The sequence below is a fragment of the Kribbella qitaiheensis genome (assembly GCF_042657745.1).
GTDB lineage: Bacteria > Actinomycetota > Actinomycetes > Propionibacteriales > Kribbellaceae > Kribbella > Kribbella qitaiheensis.
The window spans coordinates 1-21,251 of the sequence record NZ_JBHSKE010000051.1 but is presented as its reverse complement, the minus strand read 5'-3'; the positions used below and the strand labels follow the sequence as shown (position 1 = coordinate 21,251).

Sequence of the window (21,251 nt, the reverse complement as noted above, 5' to 3'; positions counted from 1 at the left end):
AACACCTCGTCAGAACACCATGGTGAGGAGGTCGGCGAACAGTTCCTGCTCGTCGATCTCCAGGCCACGGCTGGTGAACCAGGTGCACATGTTGTGGCAGTCCCGGAGCAGGAAGTCCATCCCCTTCGGGTTGCCGACGATGTCGACCACCTGTGGCAGGTCGATCATCACGATGCGGTCGCCCTGGGCCAGCACGTTGTACGGCGACAGGTCTCCGTGGGCCAACCCCGCCCTGGCCAACTCGCGCATCCCGTCCCGGAGCTGCTCGAAGTACGACGCGAGCAACTCCCCCTTGGGCCGGACCTGCGCCAACCGCGGCGCGGCACCGCCGTCGCCGTCGTCGATGAACTCCATCAGCAGTTCGGTGCCGTCCACCTGGACCGGGTACGGCACCGGGACTCCTGCTTTCCAGAGCCGGCAGAGCGCGTCCCACTCCGCGTAGGCCCATTGCCCGGCCGCGACGCTGCGCCCGTGCGAGGTCTTCTTCTCCATCGCCCGGCTGTCCCGGCTGTTGCGGGTGCGCCGCCCCTCGACGTACGAAGTACTGCGGTGGAACGAGCGGTGTTCCTCGCTGCGGTACCGCTTGGCGGCCAGCAACGACCGCCGCGCGGGGTTGTCGCCGATCTGCTCCACTGCTCGTTCGAGCAGGAAGACGTCGGCTTCCTTGCCGGTTTTGAGGATGCCGAGCTCGGTGTCGATCGCGGCCTGTTCCGTCACTACCCAGTGGGGCCGTGGATCCGGGCCGCGAGAACCGCGCTCGACATCCAGCCAGGTGGACCAGCGTTGGTCCGGGCCCAGTTCTTCCTGGATTGTGTCGAAACGGAAGACGAAGGCGTCGGCAACATCTGGTTCGGACTCGTCGCCGGCCAGTTCGGCCCAGCGGGCGTCGCTCCAGCGGGAGTCGTTGAGTTCGGAGGGCTCGGTGGGGTCAGAGAGATCGTGGTCGGTACGAAAGACGTCGGAAGACATCTGATGTGCTCCTGAAGGATGAAGTGAGGCTGACGCGGGCATGCCGCAGCACAGTGATAGACATCCGTTCAGCCCTCCTTCGGTTCAGGCAGCACTCGCAGCTGCACAAGTGGCTCCAGCATGCAGTCCCCCGCAGCCGGCCGCAAGGTATTTATCACCGCGCGCGGACGGTGTACTTGGCCACCGCCTTGGGGGTTACCCCACTGGCACGGCAGTGGGGCAACCCCAACCCGAGGGGCGCAGCACCCACTTCGGTGCGAAACGCGCGTCGCGGGTCACGGCGAATGATTGGAAGGACGGGAGCGCTTCGTCAGCTGCTCAGAGGGTGGAGTACGACGGTTTGGCCCGGGGCGGTGGGCAGGCGGATGATGCCGGCGGGGAGTTGGCGTGAGGTGGTCTCGTCGACGGCACCACCCGGCCAGGGAAGGTCGACCGAGAGATCAGAGCCGGTTTCGCTGAGGATGCGGATTTCTTCGATCTGGCCGTCCCGGAGCGTCGCGCTGACCAGGAAAGCGCCCGCCGCCCGGAGGGTGGTGAAACATGCGTCGACCTCGCGCGGCCAGTTGGGGAAGAAGCGCAGTACGCCGTCGTAGCTCTGCAGCAGGCACTCGTTGATGACCCCGGGCAGGGCGAAGTTCTCCACCCAGATGCCGCCGCGACTCATGAAGTCGAAGGAGGTGGTGTCGTCGTAGCGTCCGTGCACCGCGCGGACGCGGTCGGTCGCCGTACCGTTCGGCAGCAGGCAGTAGCGGACGTCACGCTTGAAGCGTTCCAGGTCGAGGATGCCCAGCCGGGCTGCCTGCAGGGCGGCGAAGACGAGTTCGTTGCCGCCCTCGATCGTCTGGTTGCGCCAGGTCCGGCGCAACAACTCCAGGTCGGCCGGGTCACTCCCGAGACCGACTTGCTCCGCGGGGAAGGCCGGGACTGCGGCCACGGGCACGTTGTAGACGATGGCCGGATCCTCGCCGGGAGTCGACACGACCACCTGCCCGTCGCGGGATTCGGCGAGCGGATAGTCGACCAGACCGCGGAGAACCTCCCGCACCTGGGTCAGAAGTTCCGCTTCTTCGTCCGAGCGCTCGAGTACCCGGGCCGCTTCGGTGAAGGCGTCGAGGAGGAAGCGGCCCAGCGCCAGATCCACCACGCAGTCGGCGTTGTAGCGGAACCCGGGGCGCAGTCCGTACAGCTCGGGCGTCACGGTCGGGAAGACGTGGAGCTTCCCGTCTTCGAACGCCCCGCGATCGGACGAGGAGAGCACGTAGTCGACGAAGAAGAGCGTTGCCTCCTTCAACGGCCCGAAGGCGCGATCCCGCAGATAGTCGAGGTCCTGGGTGTAGACGTAGTGCCACCACAGGCTCTGCACCGCCCAGGGTGTTTCGCAGACTTCCCAGCCCCACGACGGATCGGGGTACGGATTGGTTGCCATCGGCACCGGATACGCCGAGTGCGGGAACGCCGCGCCGCGCAGACCGTAGTACCGGCCGGCCCAGTCGCGACTGATCGGCAGCAGGTGTTCGACCATCGACACGTAACGTTCGTGCAGCTCCGGGTGGTTGCTCGAGAAGACACCCCAGAACGGCTGCTGCACGTTGTAGTTCAGGTGATAGTCGCCGTGCCAGTCGCTGCCGATCCGCCGGTACGACCACGGTCCGAACAACCCCGGGCAGGTCTTGCCCGGGCCCGACGCGCAAGCCAGGAAGTAGGAGTTCCGATACCAGAGCTCGGTCAGGAACTCGTCGGCCAGCTCGACCGCCGAGGCCTGCCAGTACGACGACCAGAACCTGGTCGTGCGCTCGCGATCCACCGCATAGTCGGCCAGCTCGACCACACCGGCGGCCACGGCTTCGTACGCGACGCCGTGCTTCAGAGTCACCGCGACCCGAAGGTCGGCCGAGTCCGCCAGGGTCCGCTCGAGCGCGCCGTCGGAGTGGAGCTTGCCGTCAACACCGCGCCGGGATCCCTCCTGCAGCACGGCATTGGTCGTTGCCGTGAGTACGAAAGCGTTCGACTCGACGGCCGGGTCTAGCGCCGGCAGCACCTGGCGGACGGCAAGCCCTGGCGCGGGCAGCACCTCCGGGCCAGGGCCGGTCGCCCCCGTCCGCGGATCCGGGATCAGCCCGACCGGATCGGGCAGCAACTTGATCCGGTCGAACACCGCGGCACCGGCCTGGCTGACCCACAGGCGATCGTCCTCGCGCGCGACGAACACCTCGGCCTCCACCGGCGTACCGTCGGCCAGCAACGAGATCGTGCAGGTCGCGGTCGCCAGGTCGAGCCGGTGGCCGAGCACCTCGACCCGGCGCGGGTCGAAGCCGAGGATCAGCGAGCCGCACGGGAACGGCCGGGGGAACGGCAGGTCGTAGCTCGCCCTGACCAGATCGTTGTACCGCGCGAACCACGGGTCGTCCGTCAGATCGTCGAGCGTCGGGTCGATCGCGGCGACCTTGGCGAACACCTCCGCGAACGTGCCGATGCCGGGGGCATGTCCTTCCTCCACCCGGATGTCCCACACCTCGTTGTGACCGAAGTGGATCGCGACGGCATCTGGCCGGGTGGTGACGACGGCGCCGAGCCCGCCGTTGCCCAGCAGCGCGCCCTCGAAGAAGTCCGGAGCGGCGCCTTCGTGAGTGATCGATCCGTGCTTCATGAGGTGTCCCCGCAGCAACTGTTCGGCCGGATTACTTTCTGCGGGAAAAATACTAGTGGAACTGCGAGCGGGCGGTCGGGCGCAGTCTCAGGTTCTGCGGGGGTGCGACGGAGCGGCAGGTGAGCTCGGGAAGCACCTTGGTCTGCCAGGCCGGGGAGGCATCGAGCCGGCGGCGGTGCTCGGCGTACGCGGCGTCGTCCGCGAACGTGGCGAACCAGGCGAGCACGGTCTCGTCGCGGAGCGGGAGGGCCGGGAAGTTGTTCTCGGCGGGGAGGGTCTCGAAGACCGCCGCGAGGACGGCACCGGTAGCGGCCAGGATGGGCGCGACCTGGTCAGCGAAGTACTCCGGGAATCCGTCGTCGGGCGAGCCTCGGTGATAGACCGCACCCGCGACCAGGGAGGACGGGATGTCGGCCGCGCCGATCGGCGGACGTGGTACGTCGGGAGCGGGGTAGCCAGGTCCGAGGTCGATCGGCTGGAGTAGCAGGGCGTTGTCGGAGTCCGCCATGGTGGCGTTGGCCGCGGCACTGTGCTCCCGCCAGATCGGGCCGTAGTAGAATCCGTTCAGGGCGTCCGCCCGGGCCGGCAGGTCGGGGAAGCCACGCAGCCAGACGAAGCGGTCCGGGTCGTCGAGATCGCGGAACTGGGCGGAGACGTGCATGCCGTACTGCTCCTGCCCTTCGACGAACGACTCGTCGAAGATGTCGATCATCGTGTCCCGCTGGCCGGGGTGCAGGGTGTACTGCCGCAGATCCACCACCGCACAGCACTTGTGCCGTTCCTCGCCCATCCGGCTGCTCCTCTCGTCGACCACTCTGAACCGCTAGGCTCATTCAACTGGTGAAGGCTGACAGCGGACGTCAGTGTTCGGGAGTTAGGCGACTGGGTACCTGGCTCGGAACACCCTCGTCCCCAGGGAGCCGCTGATGATCGACGAAGGACGACTCGGGCACTACCTCCAGGACCACTACGCGGGCTCGGCCGCGGGAATCGAGCTGTTCCGCCGGGCCGCGGACCAGCAGACCGACCCGGTCGCCCGGATCACTCTGACCGAGATGATCGCGACGGTGGAGGACGAGCGAACCGCCCTCGAGCGATTCCTGGCAGCGATCGGGGCCAAGCCGGATCCGGTGAAGAACGCGGGGGCCTGGCTGGCGGAGAAGATCGGCCGGTTCAAGTCGAACGGTGAACTGATCCGGCGTTCGCCGTTGAGCGACGTGGTCGAGCTGGAGACGCTACGGCTCGCCGTCGAGGGAAAGGCCGCAGGCTGGCGCGTACTGCGGCAGCTGGCCGAGGACGACAGCACGTTCGACGCGGCCGAGCTGGACAAGCTGCTGTCCGCGGCCGACGACCAGATCGAGCGGCTCGAGAGCCTCCGGATGAGCGCGGCCAACCGGGTCTTCCGCCAGACCCCCTGACCTCCTGAGTGACGAGCCGGCACCTGCGGGTCAGCGGCCCGGAACCTGGTAGGCCCCAGCCTCCGCGCGGGAGGCTGGGGCCCTGGGTCAGGTGGGGTGTTACGTGAAGATGCTGACGCCGCCGGGGCCTACCAGCAGGCCTACGACGATCAGAGCGGCGCCCATCAGTAGCTGACCGCGGACGAGTGACACGATTCCCGAAATGACGAGGATCGCCGCGATGATCCAGAGCACTAGGGTCATGGCCGTTCCTTTCTCGACGGGCCGGACCTGACACAGCGTCCGGCGGCTGAACTCCCCGTGCGTTCGGACGCCGGAAATCACCCCGGCGTCGTCTTGAGCGGTTGCCCGCCCGGACCTCTGGTGCCCGTCGCGAATCCCACGCAAACGGGGTTCGGGCGGACCAAAGCAAGATCGTCCGGTAGGAATGGCAAACAGTGATCGGGGCACCGGGCCAGGGACCGAACGATGGGACCAGACAGCTCGGGAGACGACGTGAGAATCGGGTATTTCCTGTCCAGCGAGGAGTACACGCCGGCGCAGCTGATCGAGCAGGCCCGGCTGGCCGAGGAGTCCGGGTTCGACGGATTGTGGATCTCCGACCACTTCCACCCCTGGAACGACGAGCAGGGCCAGAGCGCCTTCGTCTGGGGTGCGATCGGCGCGATCTCCCAGGTCTGCGAACTGCCGATGACGACGGCCGTGACGTGCCCGACGGTGCGAACCCACCCGGCCGTGATCGCGCAGGCCGCGGCCACCAGCGCGGTGCTGCTGAACGGACGCTTCACCCTCGGCGTCGGTACCGGTGAAGCCCTCAACGAGCACATCGTCGGCGGTCCCTGGCCGACGGTCGACGTCCGGCTGGAGATGCTCGAGGAAGCCGTCGAGATCATGCGGCGGCTGTGGACCGAGGACGGCTTCGTCACCCACCACGGCAAGCACTACACGGTGGACACGGCACGGATCTACACCCGGCCGGACACCGCGCTGCCGATCTACATGTCGGGTTTCGGTCCCGAGGCCACGGATGTCGCTGCACGGATCGCCGACGGCTACATCACCACGACGCCCGACAAGGACCTGCTGAAGCGTTTCCGGGACAACGGCGGCGGCACGAAGCCGAGCCAGGTGGGCTTCAAGGTCAGCTACGCGCCGACCGAGGACGAAGGCATCGAGCAGGCGCACCGGATCTGGGCCAACTCCGGCCTGCCCGGCGAGCTCGCCCAGGTGCTCCCGTCGCCGCGCCACTTCGAGCAGGCCAGCGAACTGGTGACGAAGGAGCAGACCGCGCAGTCCGTCACCTGCGGGCCGAAGGCGGATGCGCACATCGAGGCCTTCAAGCCGTACGTCGAGGCCGGATTCGACGAGATCTACGTGGCGAACATGGGACCGCACTCGGTCGACATGATGAAGCTGTACCGCGACGAGGTGCTCCCCGAGCTCCGCCGCTCCGGCCGGTAGGAAAGGCCGCAGCGATCAAGGCACTCAGGGCAGCAGCGAGACGGCGGTGCGGAGATCGCGGACGAACAGCTCGAAGTCCCGCCGGTACGCGCGCGACCGCACCACCGAGGACGGGTGCACCGTGGCCATCGCCGCGGTGCCGTCCGGTAGCTCGACCGCTTCGCCTCGACGCTCGGTCACCTTGAAGCCGGTACCGAGCAGCGCGCGGGCCGCGACCGCGCCGAGAACCACCACCAGCGAAGGCTCCACGAGCTCCAGTTCCCTGACCAACCAGGGTTTGCAGGCAACGATGTGGCCGACCGCCGGCGTCTTGTGGATCCGGCGCTTGCCCTGGCGCTCGAACCGGAAGTGCTTGACCGCGTTGGTCAGGTAGACCTCGGACCGCTCGATCCCCGCCTCGGCCAGGGCCTTGTCCAGCAGGCGACCCGCGGGGCCGACGAACGCCCTGCCCTCGTGGTCCTCGACATCACCGGGCTGCTCCCCGACGAGCACCATCCGCGCCGACGCGGGACCTTCGCCCGGCACGGCCTGGTCGGCGTACTCGTAGAGGTCACAGCCTCGGCAGGTCGATAGAGCGGCCGTGAGTTTCTTCACTCCGCCGCTCGCCGGGACCCATTCCGAGGCGCCAGGGAACTTCTGCACGCTGGTCAGGTGCCCTTTTTCAAACACCTGTAACAGTTCGGGGGTTGCAACGGGCGGCGGAGTTTGGTCTGGTGGGAGGCAAGTGGTTCAGCAATGACGCCACCCACCGCAGGACGACACGACGAGGTCTCTCACCGTGACGATCGCACCTGTCAGCGCTTCCGACTCGAAGCAGCGCATTGCCGACACGACCCAGGAACTACTGGTCGAAGCCCACCAAGTCCCCGATCCCCGGCACCAGCAACTGCTCGACGAAGTGGTGATCCTGAACGCGCCGGTCGCGCGTTCCATCGCCTCCCGGTACCGCCGCAAGGGGGTGGACGAGGACGACCTCGAGCAGGTCGCCTACCTCGGCCTGGTGAAGGCCGCCAACGGCTACAAGTTGAATGCCGAGACCGCCTTCCTCGCGTACGCCGTACCGACCATCCGCGGCGAGCTGAAGCGGTACTTCCGTGACTGCGCGTGGACGGTCCGGCCGCCGCGCCGGGTGCAGGAGATGCAGGGCAGCATCGCCGCGACCGAGCCCGAGTTGACCCAGAAGCTGGGTCATCTGCCGTCGGACGCGGAGACTGCCGAGGCACTTGGTACCGAGACCGGCGAGATCACCGAGGCGTCCTCGGTGCGCGGATGTTTCAGCACCCTCTCACTGGATGCGCCCGGTCCGGCTGACGGCGGAGCGAGCCTGATGGACACGGTCGCCGACGCCGAGGACGGCTACGAACTGGTCGAGAACGTGCACACGCTGACTCCCGTTGTCGCGGAACTCGGCGATCGCGACCGGCGGATCCTGGAACTGCGGTTCTGCGCCGGCTTCACCCAGGAGGAGATCGGCAACGAGCTCGGCGTCAGCCAGATGCAGGTGTCCCGCCTGCTCCGCGGCATCCTCGAGCGCCTCCGCACCGAGCTCAGCCGCCAGCCAGGCATCACCCGAGGACACCCCGGGCACGCCTAGCGCTGCTGACCCCAGCGCCAGTCGCGTACCTCTGGCAGGTCCTCGCCGTGGGTGGTGACGTAGGTGTGGTGGCGGGTGCGCTGGTCCACGAAGTACTGGCGGGCCGAGATCGCGTGGCTGCGCAGGGACGGCACGCGATCGATCACGTCCATCGCCAGGTGGTACCGGTCCAGGTTGTTCCGCACGACCATGTCGAACGGCGTGGTCGTGGTGCCCTCCTCGATGTACCCGCGGACGTGCAGGTCGTCGTGGTTGTGCCGCCGGTAGGTCAGCCGATGGATCAGCCAGGGATAGCCGTGGTACGCGAAGATCGTCGGGACGCCCGGCGGGAAGATCGCGTCGTAGTCCGGATCGTTCAGGCCGTGCGGGTGTTCCGTGGCGCCCTGCAACCGCATCAGGTCGACCACGTTGACGACGCGGATCTTCAACTGGGGAAGGTGTTCCCGCAACAGGTCGACGGCGGCCATCGTCTCCAGCGTCGGCACGTCACCGGCACAGGCGAGCACCACGTCCGGATCGCCGTCGTCGTTGCTGGCGAAGTCCCAGACGCCGATCCCGCGGGCACAGTGCAGCGCGGCGGCGTCCCAGTCGAGCCAGTTGGGCTGCGGTTGCTTGCCTGCGACAACCACGTTGATGTAGTTCCGGGTCCGCAGGCAGTGGTCCATCGTGGACAGCAGCGTGTTGGTGTCCGGCGGCAGGTAGACCCGGACCACCTCGGCCTTCTTGTTCACCACGTGATCGATGAAGCCGGGATCCTGGTGCGAGAACCCATTGTGGTCCTGGCGCCAGACGTGTGAGGTGAGCAGGTAGTTCAGCGACGGGACGGGCCGGCGCCACTCCAGCCGGTTCACCGTCTTCAGCCACTTGGCGTGCTGGTTCACCATCGAGTCGACGATGTGCACGAACGCCTCGTACGACGAGAACAGCCCGTGCCGCCCGGTCAGCAGGTACCCCTCGAGCCAGCCCTGGCAGGTGTGCTCGCTGAGGATCTCCATCACCCGGCCGTCGGGCGCGAGATGCTCGTCGGTGTCCAGCACCGCGCCGTTCCAGGCCTTGGCGGTGGTCTCGTAGACCGCGGACAGGCGGTTCGACTCGGTCTCGTCCGGGCCGACCAGTCGGAAGTTCCGGTGCTGCTCGTTCGCCCGGAACACATCACGCAGGAAGGCGCCGAACACCCTTGTCGGCTCGCTGTCCTCAGCACCTGGCGCCTTCACCGGTACTGCGTAGTCGGCGACGGGTGGCAGCTCCAGATCCCGGGTGAGCACGCCGCCGTTCGCGTGCGGGCTCGTCCCCATCCGCAGCGACGGGCTCGGCGCGAGGTCGAGCACTTCGGCAACGGGGCGGCCCGTCTCGTCGAAGAGTTCCTCCGGCCGGTAACTCTTCAGCCAGTCCTCCAGCTGGTGGAGGTGCTGGTCGTTCGTGCGGACGCCGGACAACGGCACCTGGTGGGACCGCCAGGTGTCCTCCACCGGCAGGTCGTCCACCGTGCGCGGACCGGTCCACCCCTTCGGCGTCCGCAGTACCAGCATCGGCCAGGTCTGGCGCGGTACGGCGGTCGTGGCGGTGCGGGCCTCGAGCTGGATCTCGTCGATCCGCTGGAAGCACCTGTCCAGCGCGGCCGCCATCGACTGGTGCACCGCGGCCGGGTCCGAGCCCTGGACCAGGAAGGGCTCGTGACCGTAGCCGCGGAGCAATTCGGCCAGTTCCTCGTCGCCGATCCGGGCGAGCACCGTGGGGTTGGCGATCTTGTAGCCGTTCAGGTGCAGGATCGGCAGCACCGCGCCGTCGCGGCGCGGGTCGAGGAACTTGTTCGAGTGCCAGGAAGTTGCCAGCGGCCCCGTTTCGGCCTCGCCGTCGCCGACCACGCAGGCGACCACCAGGTCCGGGTTGTCGAACGCGGCGCCGTACGCGTGGCTGAGCGAGTAGCCCAGCTCACCGCCCTCGTTGATCGAGCCGGGCACCTCGGGCGCGACGTGGCTGGGGATCCCGCCGGGGAAGGAGAACTGCTTGAACAGCCTGCCCATCCCGGGCTCGTCCAGGGTGGTGTTCGGGTAGGTCGCGGTCCAGCTGCCCTCGAGCCAGCTGTTCGCGACGATCGCGGGACCGCCGTGACCGGGCCCGATCACGTACATCAGCTCGCGCTCGCCGTGCCGGATCACCCGGTTCAGGTGGGTGTAGATCAAGTTCAGCCCGGGCGTCGTACCCCAGTGACCGAGCAGCCGCGGCTTGATGTGCTCGGGCCGCAACGGCTCCTTCAGCAACGGGTTCGCGAGCAGGTAGATCTGCCCGACCGACAGGTAGTTGGCGGCCCGCCAGTACGCGTCGAGGCCCTGCAGCTCCTCGTCGCTCAGCGGGGTGGCGTCGACTTGCTGCAAGGTCGCGCTCCTCGTCAAGGGGTGAGCAGTACCTTCACGGCACCGTCCTGCTTCTGCTGGAACATCTCGTAGGCGGTGGGACCCTCCGACAACGGGAGCCGATGAGTGGCGAACTTGTCAACCCCGCCAGGTGAGTGCCTTCACTGTGCGTCTTCGCTAGCGACCTACGGCCTTCTCCAGCTCGGCCTTGGTCATCTTCGAGCGGCCCTTGATGTTCTTCTGCTTGGCCTCGTTGTAGAGCTGGTCCTTGGTTCGGCCCTGCGGGCCGCTGTGTGAGCGGAGCCCGCCGCGACGGCCGGAGGAGATGTCGTGGGTGGAGCTGCGGCTCTTCTGCTTCGCCTCGCCGGAGCGGGCGCGCTCCTTGTTCACCGTGCGGGCCGCAATCTCCTCAGCGGTGTCCTCGCTGCGGCCGCTCTTCTTCAGGCCGGCCTTGATGTGCTCGTACTGCCGCTCGCGTTTCTTGCTCGACCCTGCGGGCATTCTCGAACTCCTTCCGTGCGGTGCGCGCCCGGTACCCCTTGCGGATCGCAGGCAATCAGGTCGGCGGAGCGGGCACCGGGTTGGCGGCCGCGTGGGTTGTTCGTCGCCGCAGGCGACCAAGCGTGCCATTGACGGGTCGGTGCATGGGTTGGTTGACGCTGGGCACCGGAGCGGGGGTCAGATCCGGCAGCACAGAGGAGGAACCGATGGGTATCGGGGACAAGATGAAGAACGCCGCCGAGAGCGCCAAGGGCAAGATGAAGGAGAAGACCGGCGACGCGACCGACAACGAGGACCTGCAGGCCGAGGGCCAGGCCGAGAAGTCGGTGGCCGACCTGAAGCAGGCCGGCGAGAAGGCCAAGGACGCCTTCAAGGACTAGGACCTTCCAAGGACTGAGGACCGGAAACATCGTGTTCGAAGGCTTCCAGCTGGAACGGATCCTGGTGGGCGACATCGCTCTCAGGGTCCGTTACGGCGGTTCCGGACCGGCCGTGGTGCTGCTGCACGGACACCCGCGGACGCACACCACCTGGTACCAGGTCGCCCCGGCACTCGCCGACTCCGGCTACACCGTGGTCTGCCCGGACCTGCGCGGCTACGGCCAGTCGAGCAAACCTGCCAGCGACGACGACCACACGCCGTACTCGAAGCGCGCGATGGCGGCGGACGTCGCCGGGCTCATGGTTGCCCTGGGCCACGAACAGTTCGCGGTGGTCGGGCATGACCGGGGCTCGCAGGTCGCCTACCGCACCGCCATGGATCACGAGGACACCGTGACGAAGCTCGTCGTGCTGGACGGCGTACCGGTGGTCGAGGCGCTGGAGCGGTGCGACGCCGACTTCGCCCTGATGTGGTGGCACTGGTGGTTCTTCGCCCAGACGGCCAAGCCGGCGGAGCGGGTGATCTGCGCGGACCCGGAGACCTGGTACAACGCCTGGACGGTGAACTCACCCGACGTGCTCGGGCCGGAGAACCATGCCGACTTCCTCGCCGCGATCCGTGATCCGGCGACTGTGCACGCGATGGTCGAGGACTACCGGGCCGGTCCGGGGATCGACCGGCGCAACGACGAGGCCGATCGCGCGGCCGGACGGCAGATCACCTGCCCGACGATGATGTGCTGGTCGACCCGGGACGACATGGAGCAGATCTACGGCGACCCGTTGGCCGTATGGCGCCCGTGGTGCAAGGAGCCCGTCGTGGGGCACGGCATCGACTCGACCCACCACATCGCCGAAAATGCCCCGGCCGAACTCGTTCAGAGCCTCCGGGAGTTCCTGTAGCGTCGGGCGGGTGGACTTCGAGGAGGCAGCGAGCGCGCTCTACGCGGCGTCGGCGGCCGACTTCATTGCTACTCGCAACGAGCTCGCCAAGCAGCTGAAGGCGGACGGCGACCAGCTCGGGTCGACCCGGCTGAAGGCGCTGCGCAAACCCACCGTGGCCGCCTGGCTCGCCAACCTGGTTGCCCGGGAACTGCCCGACGATATCGACGACCTGCTGGCGCTCGGCGACGAGTTCCGCGAGGCCACGGCGGACCTCGACGGTGAGCGGCTCCGCGAGCTGACGCCGAAACGGCACAAGCTGATCGACAAGCTCTCGAAGTCGGCCGGTGGCCTGGCCGAGCGGGAGGGCCAGAAGGTCAGCGCGGACGTCGCCCAGAAGCTCCGCGAGACCCTGGACGCTGCCCTGGTGGATCCGGCCGCCGGCGAGGCCGTTCGCGAGGGGCAGCTGAGCAGCGCCCTGCGGCACGTCGGCTTCGGGGTCGTCGACGAGAGTGGCGAGCCGTCCAACATCACCCCGATCACCGACGAACGCCGGCAGCGGGCTCAGGCTCGCCGCGCCAAGGCCGGTGAGTCCGAGAAGGCGGCAGCCGACGAGGCGGCCGAGAAGGAATCGGCGGCGGAGACTGCCAAGCGAGAGAAGGCCGAACGCGAGCAGGAGGAGCGCGAAGCCGCCGAGAAGGCGGAGGCCAAGCAGGAACTGGACGGCGCGATCGCCGCCGCCGAGGCAGCCGACGCGACCGTGGAGGACCTCGACAACCAGCTCTCCGACGCCCGCGACGCCCTCGCCGAGGCGCAGGAAGCGGTACACCGGATCGGCGAGGAGCTCGACGAGGCCCGCAAGGCGGCCCGGACCGCGCAGAAGGAGTCCCGAGAGGCTCGCAAGCGGTACAACAGGCTCTGACGGGTGACTCCCGCGGCCTGAGGGTTGGCGGGCTGGGTACTGGCAGTCTGGGTAGTGGCAGTGATGTGCTGGTCTGGTCGGAGAGAGGACGGCGGTCATGGCGCGGGCGATCTGGAGCGGGTACATCAACTTCGGGCTGGTCTCGGTGCCGGTCGGGCTGTTCAGCGCGACCAGGGAGCACGAGGTCGACTTTCACCAGTTCCAGCGCGGCACCTCGGACCGGATCCGCAACAAGCGGGTGAACGAGCGGACCGGCCGCGAGGTCGACTACGACAAGATCGTCAAGGGCCACGACGTCGGCGGCGGCGAGTACGTGATCGTCGAGCAGGAGGAACTGGCCGACATCGCGCCCGGCCGGTCCCGCTCGCTGGAGATCTCCACCTTCGTCGACCTGGAGGAGATCGACCCGATCCACTTCCAGAAGACCTACTACCTCGGCCCCTCGGACGAGGAGAACGCCTCGTCGTACGGGTTGCTCCGCGACGCCCTGGCCAAGACGAACCGGGCCGGGATCGCGACATTCGTGATGCGCGGCAAGGAGTACCTCGCCTCGATCCGGGCCGACGGCAAGGTGCTGAAGCTGCACACGATGTACTTCGCCGACGAGATCCGGGATCCCGCGGAAGTCGGCACGCTGCCGGCGAAGGTGAGCCAGGGCAAGCAGCTGTCGATGGCGGTCGACCTGATCGAGGCGATGAGCGGCTCCTGGCAGCCCACGGAGTACAAGGACAGCTACACCGAACGGGTGAAGAAGCTGGTCGAGGACAAGCGCGAGGGCAAGGAGATCGTCTACAACGAGGAGGAGCCCGAGGCGACCTCCACGACCGATCTGGTGTCCGCGCTGCGAGCCAGCGTCGAAGCCGCCCGGTCCCGTCGCCAGGATGGCGCCAAGAAGAGCCCGGCGAAGCAGACCGCGGCTGCCAAGAAGACCACCACCAAGAAGACCACGGCGGCGAAGAAGCCCGCGAAGAGGACGGCCAAGAAGGCCGCCAAGAAGAAGGCGGCCTAGGCGAACTGCCGCAACAGCTCGGTCCGGACTGCGCTCGCCGCGCTCCGGTGTCCCGCGTCGGACCGTGTGACGACGTACAGGGTGTTGACCGGCGGTAGTTCCGGCTCGGCGAGCAACCGCAACTCGCCGGCCTCGATCGCCTGGCCGCACAGATAGAGCGGGAGCACGCTCGCCCCGGCGCCGGCCCGTACTGCGGCGAGCACCCCGCGCAGATCCGGTACGACGAGGTCAGCCGCTCGGGTCAGCCGTACGCCGAACACGCTGCGCCAGTACCGCCGGATGATCGGCGCCTCCTCCGCGGAGGCGACCAGCGGGATCTTGCGCAACGACTCAGGCATGGTCACCGGCGTACCGGCGAACCAGCGCGGTGCGGCGACCAGCGCGAACGTCTCGTCGCACAGCGGGGTGACGCGCAGCCCGGCCAGGCGTGGCCGGACCGAACAGATCACCACGTCGAGGCTCCGTCCGGCGAGAGCGTCGACCAGCTCGTTGGACAGGCCGAGGCGAGTCCGGAGCTGGAGACCGTCGCCGAGTCGCCCGGCCAGCGCCGGCAGCACCTGGTCGCACAGGAAGTCGGCCGGACCGCCGAGCCGGACCGTCGCCGCGACCGGTTCCTCGAACTCGTCGACCACCAGCCCCTGCAGCACGTCGATCGGCTCCGCGATCCGGCGCGCCACCTCGTCGCCCGCTGTGGTCGGCCGGACGCCCCGCGCCTGTCGCTCGAACAGCGGCTGCCCGAGCGCAGCCTCCAGCGCCTTGAGGTGCGCGGTCACCGTCGGCTGGGACAACCCGAGCGTCTCGGCGGCCGCGGTGATCGAGCCCGTCCGGTAGATCGCCAGAAAGGTCCGCAGCAGGTCGAGAGAAACACTCAAGTCAGAAGTCCCCTGTCAGGTCGTAGCTGCCGGTCGTCGGGCAGAACCCGGCGTCGGCCCAGGCGGCCGGCGTCGCGGTGACCACGCTCCTCAGGAACCGCTGACCTCTGGGGTCATTCGTTGGAGTTGGGGAGGAGGTAGCTACTCGGGTCGCCGGAGGCGCCTGCCTCGATCCAGCGCTGGAAGCCGTCCGGGTTGCGGCGCTCGAACTCGTCCAGGCAGATCCGGCGTACCTCGGCGACCGCCTGCCGGTCCCGCGGCCCGGCGCCCTGCGCGAGCGTCGTCGTGGTCTCACCCCAGACGCTGCAGAGTTCCTCGATGCTCAGGGGGCACTTGAGCGAGGCGATCAGCTTCTCGTCCTCGAGCTCGTCGGACCCGCTCAGCGCCACGAGGCCGCCGTACTGCGCCTTCTGGCGGCGGCGACGCCGCCTGCGCGGACGGCGGTTGCCGGGCAGCGCGAGGTCGATCAGCACGAAGACGCCCGCCGCGAACAGGGCGATCACCAGGCCGACCGCTCCCCAGCTGAGCAGCTTGACCATGCCCGGGACGCAGAGCACGCCACCGGCCGATGCGGCTGCCACCAGCACGGGCGACCGGTACGGCACCTCGTCGGCGATGTGCAGCACCACCGCGGCCAGGGGCCAGGCAAGGGTGAACACGACTGCGAGCAGGATTGTGGCCGCGAGCGGACCGAGTAACAGCACCCCGGCCAGCAACCCGGCCGTACCGATCCCCGCGCCGGCCGCGGTCGCCGTGCGCTGCGCTCTAGGGGATAGGTGCATCTCGCCGGACTCACTTGTCATCGTGAACGGGACATAGCGGTGGGCACCCGACAGTCCCCACCAAACGGCCGCCTCGCTCCCCACAGCGCCGACAGCCGATACAGAAACAACGAACTGGCCACCGGAACTGTTCCCGCCGATCGGTCCCGATTGCGAAGCCGGGCCGGTCGCTGGTGCGGGCGGGGTGATGTGTGAAGGTTGGGCGGTGGCGACGATCGAGGTTCGGAAACGAGTCGAGGGGGACCTCGAAGAGTGCGTTCGGCTCCTGCGAGGCGTGCAGGAAACCGCTGGTTATCCGGTGAACTGGCCCGAGGATCCGGCGCACTGGCTGACTCCGCCGGCGGCTCTCGGTTGCTGGGTGGTCACCGTTGACGAACAGGTGGCCGGACACGTCGCGCTGACCGCGGACGGGGCTTCGGACGCGCTGGTGGAACGGTTGTTCGTGGATCCGGAGCAGACCGGCGCGGGGCTCGGCCGCCGGCTGCTCGACCACTGCGTCACCGTCGCCGGTGAGCACGACCGGCGGCTCGGGCTGGAGGTTGCGGACAACTGCGGCGCTGCGATCGCCTTGTACCGAAGGGCGGGCTGGCGGGAGGCCGGTCGTACGCCGGTCGACTGGCGTGGTGATCAGGCGTCGGAGCTGATCCGCTTCGAGGCGCCCACCGAGTCCGCGGTACCCGCCACCGGTTCCTGATCCACCGTCGGAACCTGATCCTGCAGCGGCTCCTGATCCACCGCCTCGTGGTCCAGGGGGTTGGCGAGTTCGTCGGAGGGCATCCGGCCGAACCAGATCACCACGAAGCAGATGATCGCCGGACCGACACCGGCGACGATGAAGACCGCGGTGACCCCGAAGAGGCTGCCGGCCGGGCCCGCGAGTGCCATCGACACCGGCATCAGCAGCAGGGACACGAAGAAGTCGAGACTCGCGATCCGCCCCCGCAGGTGGTCCGGCACCCGGCGTTGCAGCAGCGTCCCCCAGATCACCATCGCCGCGGACCCGGTCGCACCGACGACCGCCGCACCGGCCGCCATCACCCAGAGGTCGGTCGCGAACCCGAGCAGCACGAACGGCAGCGACCCGACACCCCACATCACCGTCATCACGGTCAGGTAGCGCCTCGGCAGACTGCGTGACGAGATCAGCAGCGCACCCACCGCGCCACCGATACCGAACGCCGCGAGCACCAGCCCGAAGTCCTTCGGCCCGCCGCCCAGTTGGTCGCGGACCGCGAACGGCAGCAGCACCTCGAGCGGTCCCAGGATGAGCAGCACGAACACCGTGCCGAAGAGCAGTGAGGCGAGCAGCCACCGCGTCTCGCGGACATAGCTCCAGCCCTCCCGCAGGTCCGCAAGCATCGCCCGGGCACCCGTCGCCGCCGCTTCCTCCGACTCGCCCGGAGCATCGGCTGGCTCCGGCCGTACCCGCATGGCCATCACACACGCAGCGGAGAAGAAGTAGGTGAGCGCGGCCACCAGGATCGCGACCCCGGGAGACAGCGCGGCGATCGCCAGACCACCGAGCGCCGGACCGGTCGCCTGCTGAGCCAACGGCCGGAGGGTCCCCTCCAGACCGTTGGCCGCCAGCAACTCCTCCTGCGGCAGCAGCCGCGGTACGAGCGCCGTGTAGGCCGGGATCAGGAAAGCTTCACCGGCGCCGATCAGTACTGCGCCCGCCGCCAGGTGCCAGATCTCCAGCCACCCGGTGAGCGCGAGCGCGGCGACCACCAGCAGCACGGCACCTCGTACGGTGTCGGCCGCGATGATCACCGACCGCTGCGAGAGCCGGTCGGCCGCGATCCCACCGAACAGCACGCAGACCACCAGCCCGATGCTGTAGGCGGTGGTGACGACCGAGAGCTGGACCGGACCACCGCCGAGCTCGATCACCTGCCAGGCGAGCGCGACGAGCCACAGCCCGCTGCCGAGCAGCGCGACCGCCAGCCCGGTCCACAGCAGCCGGTAGTCCCGATACCTCAGCGGCCGGACTGCCTTCCAGCGGACCTTGCTCACGATGCCCATCCCCCAGCCGATTGGATCCAGAATGTCCGGCCACCATACACATGCGAACAGTTCACAATTCAACAGTTGCGTCGTATACTCACTGCCATGGCGACGAAGCAGATGAGCGTGGACCAACTGGGTGCCTGGCGGGCGCTGTACCGGGCGGACACGTTGCTCTTCACCCACCTCGACAACACCCTGCGCAGCAACGCGGGCATGACGTACTTCGAGCACGAGGTGCTGCAGATCCTCGACCAGGCGGGCGGGCGGCTCCGGATGGCGCCACTCGCGGAGCGGCTGATGATCTCCCGCAGCGGCGGCACCCGGCTGGTCGGCAAGCTGGAGGACAAGGACGGCTGGGTGGTCCGCAAGACCTCGCCGGAGGACCGCCGGGCCACCTGGGCGGAGCTCACCGAGGCGGGCCGGGAGGCGCTCGCGAAGGCTCAACCGGTGGTCGACGCTGTGGTCGCCACCTTCTTCGCGGATCATGTTTCGAGTGAGGACCTACGACGCGCGGCCCGGATCCTGGACAAACTGGCCGACGCCAACCCCAACGACGACGGCTTCGACTGCGGACTCTGACCGGTGACCCAGGTCGACGAACTCTTCGCCGAACGGGTCCGGGCGCTGAAGCCGGCCCCCTGTGACCACCCTGCCGCCCTGCTCAGGACCCTGTACGACGCACAGCTCGGCAGCAGGCACGCCGACCTGGCGGCGAGGTGGCTCCAGTCCGAGGGGCACGGGTTCTACACGATCGGGTCGTCCGGCCACGAGGGGAACGCCGGAGTCGCGGCTGCCCTCCGCCCGACCGACCCGGCACTGCTGCACTACCGGTCCGGCGCCTTCTACCTGGCCCGGGCGGAGCAGCACCAGGACAAGGACGGGATCCGGGACATCCTGCTCGGCGTGGCCGCGGCGACCACCGAGCCGATCGCGGGCGGCCGGCACAAGGTGTTCGGGCGGCACGACCTGGCGGTGATCCCGCAAACCTCGACGATCGCCTCGCACCTGCCCCGGGCGATGGGCGTCGCCTTCTCGATCGCCCGGGCGGCCAAGCTCGGCGTACCGTCGCCCTGGCCCGTGGATGCGGTCGTGGTGACTAGCTTCGGCGATGCCTCGGCGAACCACTCGACTGCCACCGGCGCGATCAACGCAGCCCTGCACGCGTCGTACCAGGGCATCCCGATGCCGTTGCTGCTGGTCTGCGAGGACAACGGGATCGGGATCAGCGTGCGCACCCCGGACGGCTGGATCAAGCAGGCGTACGGGCAACGCCCCGGACTCAGGTACTTCGATGCCGACGGCACCGATCTCGACGCGACGTTGACGATGGCGACCGAGGCGGTGACCTTCGTACGCCGGAACCGGCGGCCGGCATTCCTCCGGCTGCGAACGGTGCGGCTGATGGGCCACGCGGGGTCGGACGTGGAGGCGGCTTATCGCAGCCCGGCCGAGCTCGCCGCCGACGAGGAGCGGGATCCGCTGCTCGGCACGGCCCGGCTGCTGCTGGGAGCCGGGCACCGGCCGGACGAGGTGATCGACCTCTACGAGTGCAAGCGGTCCGAGGTGATGGGAATCGCCCGCGAGGTGGCCGGACTCCCCCAGCTCGAGTCGGCCGAAGCCGTGGCCGCGCCGCTGCGGTTCCCCGATCGCGCGATCGTCGGGAAGTCGTTGCCCGGTCACCTCGTCGACACGGAGCACACCGAACCGCTGACCTTGAGCCAGGCGATCAACCGCGCATTGGCGGACGTGCTCGCGTCGTACCCGGAGGCGATCGCGTTCGGCGAGGACATCGGCCGCAAGGGTGGCGTGTACGGGGTGACGCGTGGGCTGCAGAAGGCGTTCGGCGCCGCGCGGGTGTTCGACACGTTGCTCGACGAGCAGTCGATCCTCGGGCTGGCGCTCGGGGCGGGCGTGTCCGGGCTGCTGCCGCTGCCGGAGATCCAGTACCTCGCCTACCTGCACAACGCGGAGGACCAACTGCGCGGTGAGGCCGCGTCGCTGAAGTTCTTCTCGCAGGGGCAGTACCGCAACCCGATGCTGCTGCGGATCGCGGGCTACGGCTACCAGAAGGGGTTCGGCGGTCACTTCCACAACGACGACGCGATCGGCGTACTGCGGGACATCCCGGGGCTGGTGATCGCGTCACCGTCCCGGCCGGACGATGCGGCCGCGATGCTGCACAGCTGCGCCGCGGCCGCCCGGGCCGAGGGTGCCGTCTGCGTTTTCCTCGAGCCGATCGCGTTGTATCACCGGCGGGATCTGCACACCGAGGGCGACGAGCAGTGGCTGGCGTCGTACCCAACCGCGCATGTTCCGATCGGTCGGGGCCGGACCTACGGCGACGGGGACCGGCTGACCATCGTCACGTTCGGCAACGGGCTGCCGATGAGCCTGCGGGTGGCGGCGAGACTGCCGCGCACCAGGGTTCTCGATCTGCGCTGGCTGGCGCCGCTGCCGCTGGAGGATTTGTTGCGCGAGGCAACAGCCACCGGGCGGGTGCTGGTCGTGGACGAGACCCGCCGCTCAGGCGGCGTGTCCGAGGGCATCCTGGCGGCACTCGTCGACGCCGGCTACACCGGCCGAATGGCACGAGTAACCAGCGAGGACTCCTTCGTCCCCCTGGGCGACGCAGCCCGCCAAGTCCTCCTGAGCGAACAAACCATCGAACACGCCGCCCGCGCCCTCCTCAACGCCTGAACAACACCCGGAGCACACCTACACAGGCCAGCCACCACCGATCATCGCGGCTGGTGGGAGCAGGCGTGTCCAGCCTGGTAGACGTTCCGGAGTACGAGCGGTCTATCCATGCCTGTTCCGACGTCGTCGCCGACCGGCGCGGCACCGCAGTACCTCCGACGCGCTGGTGACGGCATGATCCTCGCCGGGGGTGGGGGTCCGGCGGGGCAGTCATTGCTGCTGCGCCGCGACTCCGCGGTGCGGGTCAGGTGGACGGTTCCGCGGTGCGGGTCAGGTCGACGGTTCCGCGGTGTAGCTCAGGCAGGCGGGCGCTGGCCTCGCGCGTGTAGGGAGATCTTCAGTTGCCCTTCCCGCACGAGGTGCGCAGCGTCTGTGAGATCGTCAGCCCGGTGCGGCAGCGTCCTCTGTGATGGTGCGGATCGGGTTCTCAGTGTTGCGCCGGTCCCGGTCGGTGGTGGCCAGTGGCGGGTTGTTGGCGTGGTGCAGCGCCCGGTGACCCGGGGGCGGGTCGTCGGGTGGATGGGTGTGGTTGCCGGTGCCTGGTTCGGGTGGGTCGGTGTCGCCCCAGGGGTCGAACTGTGCGGCCGGGTTGTCCGCGGTGGCAGCGGCGCCATCCACGGCAGTGGTGGGTGCCGGGTGGTTGGCGTGGTTCCGGGCAGGGCTGTCCGACGCTCTGCGGCCGCGGTAGCTGGTGGTGGGTGTGCGGTAGCGGGTTCGGGTGGGGTTGGGGTCGGCCCAGGCGGGTCTGGCGACGG

21 protein-coding genes are annotated in these 21,251 nt (G+C 68.8%); 10 read left to right on the top strand and 11 right to left on the bottom strand.

Annotated features, from left to right (window positions below; translation table 11 throughout):
- Window positions 1–9: 9 nt before the first annotated feature.
- From ACFPJ1_RS31905 to ACFPJ1_RS31895, 3 genes are all read right to left on the bottom strand, one after another.
- Window positions 10–969, bottom strand: a complete 960-nt coding sequence (locus ACFPJ1_RS31905) for a serine protein kinase RIO (protein WP_380109617.1) — start codon at window positions 967–969, stop codon at window positions 10–12.
- Window positions 970–1,279: 310 nt separating this feature from the next.
- Window positions 1,280–3,616 carry a glycosyl hydrolase family 95 catalytic domain-containing protein gene (locus tag ACFPJ1_RS31900; protein ID WP_380109615.1) on the bottom strand — a complete coding sequence of 779 codons (2,337 nt, stop codon included), beginning with the start codon at window positions 3,614–3,616 and terminating at the stop codon, window positions 1,280–1,282.
- Between the two features lie 52 nt (window positions 3,617–3,668).
- A complete protein-coding gene (locus ACFPJ1_RS31895; RefSeq protein ID WP_380109613.1) occupies window positions 3,669–4,406 on the bottom strand; it encodes an NIPSNAP family containing protein in 738 nt (245 codons plus the stop codon).
- 136 nt (window positions 4,407–4,542) lie between these two features.
- Between ACFPJ1_RS31895 and ACFPJ1_RS31890 the strand changes: the two genes are divergently transcribed.
- The gene (locus ACFPJ1_RS31890; RefSeq protein WP_380109611.1) at window positions 4,543–5,034 is read left to right on the top strand and encodes a hypothetical protein; all 492 of its coding nucleotides are present in this window, start codon (window positions 4,543–4,545) and stop codon (window positions 5,032–5,034) included.
- Between the two features lie 99 nt (window positions 5,035–5,133).
- Here the strand turns inward: ACFPJ1_RS31890 and ACFPJ1_RS31885 are convergent, their stop codons facing one another.
- The gene (locus ACFPJ1_RS31885) at window positions 5,134–5,277 is read right to left on the bottom strand and encodes a GPGG-motif small membrane protein (protein WP_199234669.1); all 144 of its coding nucleotides are present in this window, start codon (window positions 5,275–5,277) and stop codon (window positions 5,134–5,136) included.
- 252 nt (window positions 5,278–5,529) lie between these two features.
- Between ACFPJ1_RS31885 and ACFPJ1_RS31880 the strand changes: the two genes are divergently transcribed.
- The gene (locus ACFPJ1_RS31880; RefSeq protein WP_380109609.1) at window positions 5,530–6,495 is read left to right on the top strand and encodes a TIGR03557 family F420-dependent LLM class oxidoreductase; all 966 of its coding nucleotides are present in this window, start codon (window positions 5,530–5,532) and stop codon (window positions 6,493–6,495) included.
- Window positions 6,496–6,519: 24 nt separating this feature from the next.
- Here the strand turns inward: ACFPJ1_RS31880 and ACFPJ1_RS31875 are convergent, their stop codons facing one another.
- Entirely contained in the window at window positions 6,520–7,089 is a 570-nt protein-coding gene (locus tag ACFPJ1_RS31875) for a UdgX family uracil-DNA binding protein (RefSeq protein WP_380109607.1), read from the bottom strand.
- 184 nt (window positions 7,090–7,273) lie between these two features.
- Between ACFPJ1_RS31875 and ACFPJ1_RS31870 the strand changes: the two genes are divergently transcribed.
- On the top strand, window positions 7,274–8,089 hold the full coding sequence (locus ACFPJ1_RS31870; protein WP_380109605.1) for a sigma-70 family RNA polymerase sigma factor: 816 nt from the start codon (window positions 7,274–7,276) through the stop codon (window positions 8,087–8,089).
- Here the strand turns inward: ACFPJ1_RS31870 and ACFPJ1_RS31865 are convergent.
- Both ACFPJ1_RS31865 and ACFPJ1_RS31860 read right to left on the bottom strand, forming a co-directional pair.
- Window positions 8,086–10,464, bottom strand: a complete 2,379-nt coding sequence (locus ACFPJ1_RS31865) for a phosphoketolase family protein (RefSeq protein ID WP_380109603.1) — start codon at window positions 10,462–10,464, stop codon at window positions 8,086–8,088. The two genes, ACFPJ1_RS31870 and ACFPJ1_RS31865, sit on opposite strands and share 4 nt — an antisense overlap.
- A 156-nt stretch (window positions 10,465–10,620) precedes the next feature.
- Window positions 10,621–10,944 (bottom strand): plasmid stabilization protein, encoded by a 324-nt coding sequence (locus ACFPJ1_RS31860; protein WP_380109600.1) that lies wholly within the window; start codon window positions 10,942–10,944, stop codon window positions 10,621–10,623.
- A gap of 206 nt (window positions 10,945–11,150) precedes the next feature.
- Here ACFPJ1_RS31860 and ACFPJ1_RS31855 point away from each other — a divergent pair, with 206 nt between their 5' ends.
- The 4 genes from ACFPJ1_RS31855 (at window position 11,151) to ku (ending at window position 14,138) form a co-directional block, all read left to right on the top strand.
- Window positions 11,151–11,324 (top strand): CsbD family protein, encoded by a 174-nt coding sequence (locus ACFPJ1_RS31855; protein ID WP_380109598.1) that lies wholly within the window; start codon window positions 11,151–11,153, stop codon window positions 11,322–11,324.
- Between the two features lie 31 nt (window positions 11,325–11,355).
- Window positions 11,356–12,228 carry an alpha/beta fold hydrolase gene (locus ACFPJ1_RS31850; RefSeq protein ID WP_380109596.1) on the top strand — a complete coding sequence of 291 codons (873 nt, stop codon included), beginning with the start codon at window positions 11,356–11,358 and terminating at the stop codon, window positions 12,226–12,228.
- Window positions 12,229–12,238: 10 nt separating this feature from the next.
- Complete coding sequence (locus ACFPJ1_RS31845; RefSeq protein ID WP_380109594.1) at window positions 12,239–13,129, top strand: hypothetical protein; 891 nt, start codon at window positions 12,239–12,241, stop codon at window positions 13,127–13,129.
- Window positions 13,130–13,226: 97 nt separating this feature from the next.
- A complete protein-coding gene (ku, locus tag ACFPJ1_RS31840) occupies window positions 13,227–14,138 on the top strand; it encodes a non-homologous end joining protein Ku (protein ID WP_380109592.1) in 912 nt (303 codons plus the stop codon).
- On the opposite strand, the gene ACFPJ1_RS31835 is transcribed toward ku, so the two are convergent.
- Both ACFPJ1_RS31835 and ACFPJ1_RS31830 read right to left on the bottom strand, forming a co-directional pair.
- Complete coding sequence (locus ACFPJ1_RS31835; RefSeq protein ID WP_380109591.1) at window positions 14,135–15,010, bottom strand: LysR family transcriptional regulator; 876 nt, start codon at window positions 15,008–15,010, stop codon at window positions 14,135–14,137. The two genes, ku and ACFPJ1_RS31835, sit on opposite strands and share 4 nt — an antisense overlap.
- A 113-nt stretch (window positions 15,011–15,123) precedes the next feature.
- Window positions 15,124–15,813 carry a hypothetical protein gene (locus tag ACFPJ1_RS31830; RefSeq protein ID WP_380109589.1) on the bottom strand — a complete coding sequence of 230 codons (690 nt, stop codon included), beginning with the start codon at window positions 15,811–15,813 and terminating at the stop codon, window positions 15,124–15,126.
- A gap of 184 nt (window positions 15,814–15,997) precedes the next feature.
- Between ACFPJ1_RS31830 and ACFPJ1_RS31825 the strand changes: the two genes are divergently transcribed.
- Entirely contained in the window at window positions 15,998–16,486 is a 489-nt protein-coding gene (locus tag ACFPJ1_RS31825) for a GNAT family N-acetyltransferase (RefSeq protein WP_380109588.1), read from the top strand.
- Here ACFPJ1_RS31825 and ACFPJ1_RS31820 read toward each other — a convergent pair.
- Complete coding sequence (locus ACFPJ1_RS31820) at window positions 16,420–17,805, bottom strand: MFS transporter (RefSeq protein WP_380109586.1); 1,386 nt, start codon at window positions 17,803–17,805, stop codon at window positions 16,420–16,422. The two genes, ACFPJ1_RS31825 and ACFPJ1_RS31820, sit on opposite strands and share 67 nt — an antisense overlap.
- Window positions 17,806–17,901: 96 nt before the next feature.
- Between ACFPJ1_RS31820 and ACFPJ1_RS31815 the strand changes: the two genes are divergently transcribed.
- Together ACFPJ1_RS31815 and ACFPJ1_RS31810 are read left to right on the top strand one after the other, a co-directional pair.
- A complete protein-coding gene (locus ACFPJ1_RS31815; protein WP_380109584.1) occupies window positions 17,902–18,378 on the top strand; it encodes a MarR family winged helix-turn-helix transcriptional regulator in 477 nt (158 codons plus the stop codon).
- A gap of 3 nt (window positions 18,379–18,381) precedes the next feature.
- Window positions 18,382–20,496 (top strand): thiamine pyrophosphate-dependent enzyme, encoded by a 2,115-nt coding sequence (locus ACFPJ1_RS31810; protein WP_380109581.1) that lies wholly within the window; start codon window positions 18,382–18,384, stop codon window positions 20,494–20,496.
- A 381-nt stretch (window positions 20,497–20,877) separates the two neighbouring features.
- Here the strand turns inward: ACFPJ1_RS31810 and ACFPJ1_RS31805 are convergent.
- Window positions 20,878–21,251 (bottom strand): hypothetical protein (locus ACFPJ1_RS31805; protein ID WP_380109579.1); only part of this gene is annotated, 374 nt, incomplete at its 5' end.

What these genes read in the sequence shown, in the direction of transcription:
- ACFPJ1_RS31905 (WP_380109617.1), bottom strand. Translation starts at nt 969, where the DNA reads ATGTCTTCCGACGTCTTTCGTACCGACCACGATCTCTCTGACCCCACC.
- ACFPJ1_RS31900 (WP_380109615.1), bottom strand. Translation starts at nt 3,616, where the DNA reads ATGAAGCACGGATCGATCACTCACGAAGGCGCCGCTCCGGACTTCTTC.
- ACFPJ1_RS31895 (WP_380109613.1), bottom strand. Translation starts at nt 4,406, where the DNA reads ATGGGCGAGGAACGGCACAAGTGCTGTGCGGTGGTGGATCTGCGGCAG.
- ACFPJ1_RS31890 (WP_380109611.1), top strand. Translation starts at nt 4,543, where the DNA reads ATGATCGACGAAGGACGACTCGGGCACTACCTCCAGGACCACTACGCG.
- ACFPJ1_RS31885 (WP_199234669.1), bottom strand. Translation starts at nt 5,277, where the DNA reads ATGACCCTAGTGCTCTGGATCATCGCGGCGATCCTCGTCATTTCGGGA.
- ACFPJ1_RS31860 (WP_380109600.1), bottom strand. Translation starts at nt 10,944, where the DNA reads ATGCCCGCAGGGTCGAGCAAGAAACGCGAGCGGCAGTACGAGCACATC.
- ACFPJ1_RS31855 (WP_380109598.1), top strand. Translation starts at nt 11,151, where the DNA reads ATGGGTATCGGGGACAAGATGAAGAACGCCGCCGAGAGCGCCAAGGGC.
- ku (WP_380109592.1), top strand. Translation starts at nt 13,227, where the DNA reads ATGGCGCGGGCGATCTGGAGCGGGTACATCAACTTCGGGCTGGTCTCG.
- ACFPJ1_RS31830 (WP_380109589.1), bottom strand. Translation starts at nt 15,813, where the DNA reads ATGACAAGTGAGTCCGGCGAGATGCACCTATCCCCTAGAGCGCAGCGC.
- ACFPJ1_RS31815 (WP_380109584.1), top strand. Translation starts at nt 17,902, where the DNA reads ATGGCGACGAAGCAGATGAGCGTGGACCAACTGGGTGCCTGGCGGGCG.